The organism is Niveibacterium sp. COAC-50 (assembly GCF_013184235.1).
GTDB lineage: Bacteria > Pseudomonadota > Gammaproteobacteria > Burkholderiales > Rhodocyclaceae > Niveibacterium > Niveibacterium microcysteis.
The window spans coordinates 1,012,392-1,024,178 of sequence record NZ_JABCJM010000002.1; the positions used below are offsets into that span (position 1 = coordinate 1,012,392).

General features: G+C 65.8%; 10 protein-coding genes. 4 read left to right on the forward strand and 6 right to left on the reverse strand.

Annotated elements, in window-relative coordinates:
• Window positions 1-13 precede the first annotated feature (13 nt).
• The 3 genes from HH302_RS12140 to HH302_RS12150 all read right to left on the reverse strand — a co-directional run bounded on the left by HH302_RS12140 (window position 14) and on the right by HH302_RS12150 (window position 2,635).
• Window positions 14-1,306 carry an MFS transporter gene (locus HH302_RS12140; RefSeq protein ID WP_172202422.1) on the reverse strand — a complete coding sequence of 431 codons (1,293 nt, stop codon included), beginning with the start codon at window positions 1,304-1,306 and terminating at the stop codon, window positions 14-16.
• 266 nt (window positions 1,307-1,572) lie between these two features.
• A complete protein-coding gene (locus tag HH302_RS12145) occupies window positions 1,573-2,367 on the reverse strand; it encodes an SDR family NAD(P)-dependent oxidoreductase (RefSeq protein WP_172202423.1) in 795 nt (264 codons plus the stop codon).
• A gap of 4 nt (window positions 2,368-2,371) precedes the next feature.
• The gene (locus HH302_RS12150; protein WP_172202424.1) at window positions 2,372-2,635 is read right to left on the reverse strand and encodes a LuxR C-terminal-related transcriptional regulator; all 264 of its coding nucleotides are present in this window, start codon (window positions 2,633-2,635) and stop codon (window positions 2,372-2,374) included.
• A gap of 118 nt (window positions 2,636-2,753) precedes the next feature.
• Here HH302_RS12150 and HH302_RS22740 point away from each other — a divergent pair, with 118 nt between their 5' ends.
• Both HH302_RS22740 and HH302_RS12160 read left to right on the forward strand, forming a co-directional pair.
• On the forward strand, window positions 2,754-3,623 hold the full coding sequence (locus tag HH302_RS22740; protein ID WP_172202425.1) for an AraC family transcriptional regulator: 870 nt from the start codon (window positions 2,754-2,756) through the stop codon (window positions 3,621-3,623).
• Between the two features lie 114 nt (window positions 3,624-3,737).
• A complete protein-coding gene (locus HH302_RS12160) occupies window positions 3,738-5,054 on the forward strand; it encodes a polysaccharide lyase family 1 protein (protein ID WP_216661881.1) in 1,317 nt (438 codons plus the stop codon).
• Window positions 5,055-5,143: 89 nt separating this feature from the next.
• Here HH302_RS12160 and HH302_RS12165 read toward each other — a convergent pair whose 3' ends face one another.
• From HH302_RS12165 to HH302_RS12175, 3 genes are read right to left on the reverse strand one after another with little or no spacing between them, the layout of a single operon-like run.
• Complete coding sequence (locus tag HH302_RS12165) at window positions 5,144-6,355, reverse strand: RtcB family protein (protein WP_172202426.1); 1,212 nt, start codon at window positions 6,353-6,355, stop codon at window positions 5,144-5,146.
• A gap of 2 nt (window positions 6,356-6,357) precedes the next feature.
• Window positions 6,358-9,174: an excinuclease ABC subunit UvrA gene (gene uvrA / locus HH302_RS12170; protein ID WP_172202427.1), complete on the reverse strand. Its 2,817-nt coding sequence runs from the start codon at window positions 9,172-9,174 to the stop codon at window positions 6,358-6,360.
• A gap of 37 nt (window positions 9,175-9,211) precedes the next feature.
• A complete protein-coding gene (locus HH302_RS12175) occupies window positions 9,212-9,814 on the reverse strand; it encodes a transglutaminase family protein (protein WP_172202428.1) in 603 nt (200 codons plus the stop codon).
• A 78-nt stretch (window positions 9,815-9,892) separates the two neighbouring features.
• On the opposite strand from HH302_RS12175, the gene HH302_RS12180 reads away from it, so the two are divergent.
• Both HH302_RS12180 and ssb read left to right on the forward strand, forming a co-directional pair.
• Entirely contained in the window at window positions 9,893-11,260 is a 1,368-nt protein-coding gene (locus HH302_RS12180; RefSeq protein ID WP_253946089.1) for an MFS transporter, read from the forward strand.
• Window positions 11,260-11,784 carry a single-stranded DNA-binding protein gene (gene ssb, locus HH302_RS12185; protein WP_172202429.1) on the forward strand — a complete coding sequence of 175 codons (525 nt, stop codon included), beginning with the start codon at window positions 11,260-11,262 and terminating at the stop codon, window positions 11,782-11,784. The genes HH302_RS12180 and ssb overlap by 1 nt, the downstream gene beginning before the upstream one ends.
• Window positions 11,785-11,787 lie beyond the last annotated feature (3 nt).

The following is an 11,787-nucleotide window of genomic DNA, read 5'->3' on the forward strand; positions in this document are numbered from 1 at the left end:
ACCTTGAAGGCGCTTAGCGCACCGGCTCCCGCTTGAGGAAGAACGAGGTCGCGGCACCCAGCAGCGCGAGGGCGACAACGTAGTGCGCCGGCGCGAGCGGATCGCTCTTGAGCATCAGCGTCACGACCATCGGCGTGAGGCCACCGAAGATGGCGTAGGCCACGTTGTACGAGAAGGACAGCCCCGAGAAACGTACCGCAGGCGGGAAGGCATTCACCATCGCGTACGGCACGACGCCGACGATACCGACCGCGAAGCCTGCCAGCCCGTACAGCGGCATCAGCAGCGACGCATCGGCGCGTACGCCGGTGTAGAAGGCATAGCTCGTGGCAGCGAGCAGCAGGCCTCCGATCAGGATCGCGCGTGCTGCGCCGAGGCGGTCGACGAGGGCGCCCCAGAACACGCAACCGAGCGTGAGCGCGAGGGTTGCGACGCTGTTTGCGCGCAATGCGGTCGGTGCATCGAAGCCGTAGAGCTTCTGCAGGAAGGTGGGTGTCAGTAGGATCACTGTGACGATCGCTGCCGACAGCATCCAGGTCAGCAGCATCGACACCACCACCGCGCCACGGTGATCGCGCACCACGGCCTTGAGCGGCACTTCATCGGCGAGCGCCTTGCGCTGCTTGAGTTCGATGAAGACGGGTGTTTCTTCCAGCCACTGGCGCAGGAACATCGCGAAGAGCCCGAACACGCCGCCGAGCAGGAAGGGCACCCGCCAGCCCACCGCCAGCAGTTCGGGCTGGGTGAAGTGGGTGTTGATTGCGGTCGCGACCAACGAGCCAAGCAGGATGCCGCCGGTGAGCCCGGCTGTCAGCGTGCCGCAGGCGTAGCCAATGTGGCGTGCGGGTACGTGTTCGGCCACGAACACCCACGCGCCCGGCACTTCGCCGCCAACCGCAGCACCTTGCAGGATGCGCATTGCCAGCAGCAGCACTGGCGCGGCGAGGCCGATCGTCGCGTAGGTCGGCAGCAGGCCCATGCAAAGCGTGGGTACCGCCATCATCAGGATCGACAGCGTGAACATGCGCTTGCGGCCGACGAGGTCGCCGAAGTGCGCCATCACGATGCCGCCGAGCGGGCGCGCGAGATAGCCGGCGGCGAAGATGCCGAAGGTTTGCAGCTGGCGCAGCCAGTCCGGAATCTCGGGCGGGAAGAACAGCTGGCCGATCGTCGTCGCGAAGAAGACGAAGATGATGAAGTCGTAGAACTCGAGCGCGCCGCCGAGGGCGGCGAGCGAAAGCGTTTTGTAATCGCTGGCGCCGAGCGGGCGGTGCAGCGCGCCGGCAGTGAGCGTAGTGCTGGTCATGATCGGGCTCTTGGCAGGCCGTGGCGCCGGCGCGGGCGGCGGTGAACGCCACGACGCGCCGGCGTTTCCGGCGGTTCGGAAACGCGGCAAAGCGTTGCTTGGCGGGTGGCCTGCTGAATGCCCGGGTGGGGCGGTGAGCGCGAGCCGGCGCGGTTGGCGTCGGCAGCGTTGGGATCGCTTGGCTGCCTCAGCAGGCTAGCAGAATGCGCCGGCCCTCATGTACGTAGCGCTACGTAGGCAATCCCGGCAATCGCGCTGCGCGTGCGTCAGGCCTGCGCATACGGCCAGGTCGCACGCGTGAACACGCCGCCGTCGACCCAGATCGTCTGGCCGGTGACGAAGGCCGCAGCGGGCGACGCGAAGAAGGCCACCACGCCAGCCACATCCTCCACCTGGCCGACGCGGCCGAGCGGCGTGACGGCGGCCCAGGTATCGCCGTAACCCGGCGCTTCCTGGCGGGTGCGTTCAAGTTCGATGGCGCCCGGCGCCACGCAGTTCACCGTGATGCCGAATGGCCCCAACTCGACAGCGGCGACTTTGGTGAACTGCTCGATGCCGCCTTTCGACGCGGTGTAGTCCACCAGGTGCGGGAAGGCGAGCTTGTTCGAGCCGGAGCCGATGTTGACGATGCGCCCGCCGCCGCGCTCGCGCATCAGCCGCGCCGCCGCCTGGGTGTTGAGAAAGCAGCCCTTGAGGTTGGTCGTGATGACGCGGTCCCAATCTGCTTCGGCCAAGTCCAGCAGCGGCGCCCAGGTCTGGATGCCGGCGTTGTTCACCAGCAGCGCCGGCGCGCCGCACCAGGCAGCGACTTCGCCAAAGAAGCGGTCGACTTGCGCCTTGTCGCCCGCATCGCATTCCGTGAAAAGCACGTCGGCGCCCGCCGCACGCAACGCTGCGGCGACATCGGCCGCTGCCCCGTGGGCGCCCACATGCGTGAAGGCGATGTTCCAGCCCGCGTGGGCGAGGTGCAGCGCAATGCCGCGCCCGATGCCGCTGCTCGCGCCGGTGATGACGGCGCTGGGGCGTTCGGTTCTTGGGGGGGTAGTCGAGATATCGGGCATGGCTTCAGGTGACAGGTGGTGTGTTCAAGACGATTCGCAGTCGGCCGCTCAGCACCCGCGCCGCGAGGTCTGCTGCCGTGCGGGCGCCGGCCTTTCGCATCAGTGCGGCGCGATGGTATTCGACCGTCTTGACGCTGATCTGCAAGGACTGCGCGATCTCACGATTGAGTTCGCCGCGCATCACTGCGTTGAGCACCTGCTGTTCGCGGGCCGTCAGCACGGCGTGCGGGGCCTTGTCGATTGCGGTCTCTTCGTGCGGTGGATGCATCGGGCACTGCTTGATCGTGGGCGATGGCTGGATTCTGCGTCCCGCGCCGCCGGGTGCCTGCGAATCGGCTGCTGTTGATTGATACTAAAATGACGTCTTCGAGTTGCGGAGCGTTGCTGTGCGTCCAGTTCGCGAGTATGTCGCCGATCCGTCTACCGAGGCTTCATGGCACCTGCTCGCCAGCCCGCAAACCGAGATCCCCTTCGAATGGCACTACCATCCCGAATATGAGCTGACGCTCACGCTCAACGCGCGCGGCCAGCGCTTTGTCGGCGACAGCATCGCCGACTTCGGCCCCTGTGATCTGGTGCTGGTCGGGGCCAACCTGCCGCATGCCTGGTCGGTGCACGACCGCCAGGAGCGGCGCAGCCCGCTCACTACACGGGTGTGCTGGTTCTCGCAGACTTGGGTCGACCAACTGCTTGCCGCATGTGCGGAGCTCGCGCCGCTTGCGCGGCTGTGTGCGCGCGCGGCGCGAGGCCTGGCGTTTCCGCCGGAAGTCGCGCTACAGCAGCGCGACGCAATCCTCAAGCTCGCCGAGATGTCGGACGCCCGGCGCCTGCCGGCTTTGCTCGACGTCCTTGTGCAGCTCGCCGAGGTGAGCGATGTGCAAGAGCTTGCGAGCGGGCACTACACCGGATGGGTCGAGACCGATCCGCACAATGCACGGCTGACGCGGGTGCTGGCACAACTGCATGAGCGCTTTGCCGAGCCGGTCGATATCGCGGATCTCGCCGCACGCGCTGCGCTGTCGGTCGGCGCCTTCCACCGCTTCTTCCGCCGCCACATGCGGATGACGGTGACCCACTATGTCGCCCACCTGCGCGTGGGACGCGCCTGCCAGGCGCTGATCGAATCAGAGCGCCCGATCGGCGTGATTGCTGCGGAAGTCGGCTACGCCAACCTCGCGCACTTCAATCGCCAGTTCCGCGCGATCCGCGGCGCCACGCCGCGCGAGTTTCGCGCGCGCTATCGGCCTGGGCGTTGAAGTGCGCCAGGTGTTGCGGGTGCAATCACAGCTGCCACGGCAGCGGTGATTTGGTATTCTCAGGCGTCTGTCATCAGATCGATGGCAAGCGACTGATACATAAAGAAAAAGTAAATGAACCCCCAACAAATCTTCAGGTCAGGCAAGTCCTTCTTTTTGATTCTTCTGATGGCGGCGCTCACGGCCTGTGGCGGTGGCGGCGACACCGGCAGCACGAGTGATGGCAGTTCGGCCGGTTCCGGCTCCGCCGGCGCGACCAATCCGAGTGGCAGTTCAAGCACGGGCGGTACCGCAGGCGCGGGGAGTGGCTCCGGCAACGCTGGTTCGGGCGGTTCGTCTAGCGCTGGCGGCAGCAACGCGAACGCTGGCATCGCGGAGGCGGGCGCAATCGGCTACGGCGCTGCGACGACCGGCGCGGGAAGCAGCCCCGTTAACCTTGTCAGTGTTGCATCGCTCGCGGAAGCGCAGGCCGCCATCGATAGCTACCAGAAAGCGGGCGGCACTAACGGCCTGAAGATCACCTACACCGGTGCCTTCAACTTCGCGTCGATCACCGATCCCTGCACGCAGTTCAAGCTCAGCGCACAGACCCTCGAGATCAAGGGCGAATCGACCAAGCCATTGCGCAACATTTCGATCATCGGTGCTGACGGTTCTGCAGCGAACTTTGGCATTCACATCGTCGGTAGCGCGTCGAACATCATCATCCGCAACATGACGATCGGGCTGACACCGGGTGGCGGTGATTCGGACATCGTCGGTGTTGAGGGCAGCAGTGCCGGTGCACCGTCCAACATCTGGATCGATCACAACACCTTCTTCACATCCCTGGCTGAATGCAGCGGCGCGGGGGATACCGAGTTCGACGGCATGCTCGACTTCAAGAAGGGCGCGACCAACGTGACCGTGTCGTACAACTACCTGCACGACCATCACAAGGTCAGCCTCAACGGCTATTCGGACAGCGACACCGCTGAGCGCCTGATCACCTTCCACCATAACGTGTTCGAGAACCTGGGCTCGCGCACCCCGCTGCAACGCGCCGGCTATTCGCACCTCTTCAACAACCTGTTCTCCAGCATTCTCACGTCTGGCATCAACGTGCGCATGGGTGGGTACTCGCTGATCGAGGGCAACTACTTCGAGAACGCCAAGAACCCGGTTACGTCGCGCGACAGTTCGGAGCTGGGCTATTGGGAACTGCTGAACAACAACATCAGCGGACCGGGTGACTTCAAGACATACGGCATCACTTGGACGAGCAGCGACGCGTCACCGAGCAAGAATGCCGACGACTGGGCTACGACCAAGACCTTCCCGCGCGAGAAGCTGAGCTACGCCTACACGGCGCAATCGCCCGCCTGCGTGAAGCGTGGGCTCAGGGCCGTGGCCGGAGCGGGGACGGGCATGGCGACCCTGAACTGCAATTGACCAACGCGGCGGCGCGCTGACGTCGTCCTGCGTGCACGCAAAACGGGCCGCTCAAGCGGCCCGTTCGGTTGATCCGACGCGAGGCTGAATCAGCCCTTGACGCACACCACCTGCCGTAGCGTGTGCACCACCTCGACCAGTTCGCGTTGCGCATTCATCACCGCGTCGATGTCCTTGTAGGCCATCGGAATCTCGTCGATCACGTCGGCGTCCTTGCGGCACTCCACACCCTGCGTGGCGCGGACCTGATCGGCTATGGTGAAGCGGCGCTTCGCCTCGTTGCGGCTCATCGTGCGGCCGGCGCCGTGGCTGCAGGAACAGAACGCGTCTTCGTTGCCGAGCCCGCGCACGATGAAGCTCTTCGCCCCCATCGAGCCGGGGATGATGCCCAGCTGCCCCTTCTGCGCCGACACCGCGCCCTTGCGCGTGATCCACACCTCGGCGCCGAAGTGGGTTTCGCGCTGCACATAGTTGTGGTGGCAATTCACCGCTTCGACTTCGGCGCTGAAGGGTTGGCGGATGACCGTGCGCACAGCGGCGACCACCGCTTGCATCATCAGCACCCGGTTGCGCCGTGCGAAGTCTTGCGCCCAGCCCACCGCTTCGACGTAGTCGTCGAAATGTGTGCTGCCTTCGTTGAAGTAGGCGAGGTCGCGGTCGGGCAGGTTGGCAATGTGCTGCCGCATATCGGCTTGCGCAAGTTCGATGAAGAGGTTGCCGATCGCGTTGCCGACCCCGCGCGAACCCGAGTGGAGCATGAACCACACCTGGTCGGCCTCATCGAGACAGACCTCGATGAAGTGGTTGCCGGTGCCCAGCGTGCCGAGGTGCTTGTGGTTGTTGGTGCGTTCCAGGCGTGGGTACTTCTCGGTGATGCGCCTGAAGCCGGCCTGGAGTTCGGCCCACATCGCGTCCACCGCCTTTGGCGGCGTCTCCCACGCTCCCGGATCGCGCCGGCCGGGCGCTCGCCCATGCGGCACGGCGCGCTCGATCGCGCTGCGCAGGCCGTGCAGACTCGTCGGCAGATCGGCGGCAGTGAGCGTGGTGCGTGCCGCCATCATGCCGCAGCCGATATCGACACCGACCGCCGCTGGAATGATCGCGCCGCGCGTCGGGATCACGCTGCCGATCGTTGAGCCCTTGCCCAGATGCACGTCCGGCATTACCGCGAGGTGGCGGAAGATGAAGGGCATCTTCGCAGTGTTCATCAGCTGCTTGCGCGCGTCGTCCTCGACCGGCACGCCGTCGGTCCACAGCTTGATCGGGCGGCCGTTGGCCACCTCAAGGATCTGATGCGTCACGTTCAGCTGAGCAGGCGTTTGAGGTACTTGCCGGTGTGGCTGATCGGGTGGGCGGCGACGGCTTCGGGCGGCCCGGCGACGAGGATGCGACCACCACCACCGCCGCCTTCGGGGCCGAGATCGATCAGCCAGTCGGCGGTCTTGATCACGTCCAGGTTGTGCTCGATCACGACGATGGTGTTGCCGTGGTCACGCAGGCGCGCGAGCACCTTCAGCAGCATCTCGATGTCCTGGAAGTGCAGGCCGGTGGTCGGCTCGTCGAGGATGTAGAGCGTGCGGCCGGTGTCGCGCTTCGACAGTTCCAGCGCGAGCTTCACGCGCTGCGCTTCACCGCCTGAAAGGGTGGTCGCGCTCTGGCCGAGGCGGATGTAACCGAGGCCCACGTCGAGCAGGGTTTCCAGCTTGCGCGCGACGGTCGGCACCGCGTCGAAGAAGGCATGTGCTTCTTCGACCGTCATGTTCAGCACTTCGGCGATGGTCTTGCCGCGGTAGCGGATCTCCAGCGTTTCGCGGTTGTAGCGCTGGCCGTGGCAGACGTCGCAGGGCACGAACACATCGGGCAGGAAGTGCATCTCCACCTTGATCATGCCGTCGCCCTGGCAGGCCTCGCAGCGCCCACCCTTCACATTGAAGGAGAAACGCCCCGGCCCGTAGCCACGCTCACGCGATGCCGGCACACCGGCGTACAGCTCGCGGATCGGCGTCAGCAGGCCGGTGTAGGTCGCGGGGTTGGAGCGCGGCGTGCGGCCGATCGGCGCCTGGTCGACGCTGATCACCTTGTCGAAGAATTCGAGGCCTTCGATGTCGTCGTATGGCGCGGGCTCCGCGACCGAGCCGTACAGATGGCGCGCGGCAATCGCGTACAGCGTGTCGTTGATCAGTGTGCTCTTGCCGGAGCCGGAGACGCCGGTGATGCAGGTGAACAGCCCCACCGGCAGTTCCAACGTCACGTGCTTGAGGTTGTTGCCCCGTGCGCCGCGCAGGTAAAGCTGGCGCTGCGGGTCGGGCGACTTTCGCTCGCCCGGCAACGCGATCTTGCGCCGGCCTGAGAGGAAGGCGCCGGTCGCCGAATCCGGGTGTGCCTCGACTTGCGCCGGCAGGCCGTGCGCGATCACCTGGCCGCCATGTTCACCCGCGCCGGGGCCCATGTCGACCACGTAGTCCGCAGCGCGGATCGCGTCTTCGTCGTGCTCCACCACGATCACCGTGTTGCCCAGATCGCGCAGCCGCGCCAGCGTGCCAAGCAGCCTGTCGTTATCACGCTGGTGCAGGCCGATCGACGGCTCATCGAGCACGTACATCACGCCGGTGAGGCCGGAGCCGATCTGGCTCGCGAGCCGGATGCGCTGCGCTTCGCCGCCCGAGAGCGTATCGGCGCTGCGTTCAAGCATCAGGTAATCGAGGCCCACGTCGATCAGGAACTGCAGCCGCGCGGAGATCTCATGCACGATCTTGTCGGCGATCTGAGCGCGGTGGCCTTCGAGCTTCAGCGTGTCGAAGAAGTGCTTGCACTCGGCCAGCGCAAGGCGGCCGACCTGCGGCAAGGTGCGGTCGCCGATGAAGACGTGGCGCGCCTCTTCACGCAGGCGCGTTCCTTCGCAGGTCGGGCAGGCCTGGTGGCTGCGGTACTTGGCCAGCTCTTCGCGCACTGCGATCGAGTCGGTCTCGCGATAGCGGCGCTCCAGGTTCGGCACGATGCCTTCGAAGCTGTGCTCCTTGGTGACGTTGCGACCGTTCTCCGACAGGTACTTGAAGGCGATCTTCGTCTTGCCCGAACCGTACAGCACGATCTGCTGCATCTCGGCCGGCAGTTCCTCGAAGGTGGCGTCGATGTCGAAGCCGTAGTGCGCCGCGAGGCTCTGCAGCATCTGGAAGTAGAACTGGTTGCGGCGATCCCAGCCGCGGATCGCGCCGCTGGCGAGCGACAGATGCGGAAAGGCGACGACGCGCGTCGGATCGAAGAACTCGACCGAGCCGAGACCATCGCACTTTGGGCAAGCGCCGACCGGGTTGTTGAAGGAGAACAACCGCGGTTCGAGTTCCGCAATTGCGTAGCTGCACACCGGGCAGGCGAAGCGTGCGGAGAACAGGTGCTCCTTGCCGTCATCCATCTCCACCGCCAGCGCGCGGCCTTCGGCATGGGCGAGCGCGGTTTCGAAACTTTCGGCCAGGCGCTGGCGCGCATCGGCGCGCACCTTGAGGCGGTCTACGACGATGTCGATCGAATGCTTGCCGGTCTTTTCGAGTTTCGGCAGTGCATCGATCTCATGCAGCGTGCCGTCGATGCGCAGGCGCACGAAGCCCTGTGCGCGCAGCTCGGCAAACATGTCTTCGAAGCTGCCCTTGCGCTCGGTCACCACTGGCGCGAGCACCATCACCTTGGTGTCCTCGGGCAGCGCGAGCACGGTGTCGACCATCTGCGACACGCTCTGTGCCGCGAGCGGCAACTTGTGTTCCGGGCAGTGCGGCTGGCCGGCGCGGGCGTACAGCAGGCGGAGGTAGTCGTGGATCTCGGTGACGGTGCCGACGGTCGAACGCGGGTTGTGGCTAGTCGCCTTCTGCTCGATCGAGATCGCTGGCGACAGGCCTTCGATCAGGTCGACGTCCGGCTTTTCCATCAGCTGCAGGAACTGCCGCGCGTACGCCGACAGCGATTCGACATAGCGGCGCTGCCCTTCGGCGTAGAGCGTGTCGAACGCCAGCGAGCTCTTGCCCGAGCCCGACAGGCCGGTGATCACCGTGAGCCGGTTGCGCGGGATGTCGAGCGAGATGTTCTTCAGGTTGTGCGTGCGCGCACCGCGGATCTTGATGTCGTCCATGAGCGTTCTTCGATTCCCTTGCCGCGCTTCGGCGCGTCTAGGTCGGGGCGCCGGCGGTTCGCAGCGGCGCCTCGATGTCGGGCAGGTTCAGGAACACCTGCTCGATGGTGGAATGGCGGGTCAATGCGTCGACCACGGCCTGCAGCGGTTCGGCGTACAGGCCTTCGATGTCTTGTTCGGCGCCGCCCCGGATCGGGAAGGCGAGGTGTTCGTGCGGCGGCGTGAAGCGGGCGTCTACGCCGGGCTTGTTGCCGCGGGCGTCGATGCGGTACCAGCCGTGGTCGGCCAGGTACACCGCGTTGAGTCCATGCAGGCAGTACGGCGCACCGCTGTCGTCAACCGGCAGGCGCTGGTAGCAGAGCGCCGCGGGGATGCCGTTGGCGCGCAACAGGGCGGCCAGCAGATGGCTCTTCGCGTAGCAATAGCCAGTTCGGTGTGCGAGTACTTCGGAGGCGCGCAGCGTCATCGGCCCGCTGCGGTAGTCCCAACTGTGGCGGATTTCGTCGCGCACAAATTCGAAGCAACGTCGTGCGATCGCCTCGTCGCCACTACCCGCCTCAGCCGCGAGCTGCTGCGCCAGCGCGTGTACGGCCGGTGTTGTCCAATCAATGCTGGAGCTGGACGCGAGGTAGGGAGTCATTCGATGCGCGAACGCGGGGTGGCCGGGAAGGGCAACCTGCTAATATACGCAACTCGCTGATTCAAAGCCATTTTCCCGATGTCCTCCCCGTTCTCCGACCGCATGAGTGCGCAGGAACGCCGCGCCGGCGCCACGCTGGCCGCGATCTTTGCGTTGCGCATGCTCGGGCTGTTCCTGATCCTGCCGGTGTTCTCGGTCTTCGCGAAGACGCTGCCGGGCGGGAACGACCTGCAATGGGCCGGGCTGGCGCTGGGCGCCTTCGGCATGGTGCAGGCGATTTTCCAGGTGCCCTTCGGTGTCGCGTCGGACCGCTTCGGCCGCAAGCCGGTGATCGTTTTCGGCCTGCTCATGTTTGCTGCCGGTTGTGCGTTGGCCGCCTGGGCGCCCAACATCGGCTGGATGATTGCGGCGCGTGCGCTGCAGGGCGCTGGCGCGATCTCCGCCGCGGTGTCGGCGCTGGCCGCCGACCTCACCCGCGAGCAGCATCGCACCAAGGTGATGGCGATGATCGGTTCGACGATCGGGCTGGTGTTTGCCGTGTCCCTGGTCGCTTCGCCGGCGCTGTACCAGTGGATCGGCATGCACGGCATGTTCCTGCTGACCGGGGCCTTGTCGCTGCTGGCGATCCCGGTGTTGCTGCGCGCGGTGCCGACGCCGCCGCGCATCGAAACCGCGATGCCGCGGGTGCCGCTGGCCACGGTGCTGACCGAACGGCAGCTGATGCCGCTTCATTTTGGCGTGTTCGCGATCCACATGATCCAGATGGGCATGTTCCTGATCGTGCCGCGCATCCTGGTCGAGTCCGAACACCTGCCGCTGACCGAGCACTGGAAGATCTACCTGCCGGTGGTGCTGGCTAGTTTCGTACTGATGGTGCCGGCGATCATTTACGCCGAGCGCAAACGCCAGATGCGGCGCGTACTGTTGGCGTCGATTGCGCTGCTGGCAGCCACGCAACTCGGTTTTCTGTTGGTGCAGGATACGTTCTGGCCGATCGTTGGCCTGCTGTTCCTGTTCTTTGTCGCCTTCAACATTGTCGAGGCCTCGCTGCCCTCGCTGGTGTCGCGCATCGCGCCGCCGCAGGCCAAAGGGGCGGCGCTGGGCGTCTACAACACCTCGCAGTCGATCGGTGCGGCGCTGGGCGGCGCGGCGGGCGGGGCGGTGGCCGCCCACTTCGGGCCGCATGCGGTGTTTGCAGGTACCACGCTGCTGGCCTTGATCTGGTGGCTGTGGGCGCGCAGCATGCGCAACCCGCCGCAGCTGACCGAACGCGAGATCGCGATTGATCCGCATATCGAGATCGCCAGCTTCCGCCACGAACTGCTCGCGCTGCCCGGCGTGCGCGAGGCCATCGTCATCCCCGAGCGGCGGATGGCATACTTGAAGATTAATCTTGAGCGCTGGGATGAAGCATCCCTGCGCCGTCTTACTGGAGGGAAAGCCTGATGGCTTCTGTGAACAAGGTGATCCTCGTCGGTAACCTCGGTGCCGACCCGGAGACCCGCTACGCCCCGAGCGGCGACGCGATCTGCAATATCCGTATCGCGACCACCGACACCTGGCGCGACAAGGCCACCGGCGAGAAGAAGGAAGCGACCGAATGGCACCGCGTTGTGTTCTTCGGCAAGGTCGCGGAAATCGCCGGCCAGTACCTGAAGAAGGGCTCGTCGGTCTATATCGAAGGCCGCCTGCAGACCCGCAAGTGGCAGGACAAGGAAGGTCGTGACCAGTACACGACCGAGATCCGCGCCGACCAGATGCAGATGCTCGGCGGCCGCCCCGGTGGTGAGGGCGGCGGCTCGCGCGGCGGCTACAACAGCGGCGGCGACGACTACAACCAGGCACCGGCTCCGCGCGGCGGCAATCAGGGCGGCGGCAATGCACGCCCGCAATCGCGCCCGGCCCCGGCGCCACAGGCCCCGGCCGGCGGAAACAACTTCGGCGATTTCGACGACGACATTCCATTCTGATAC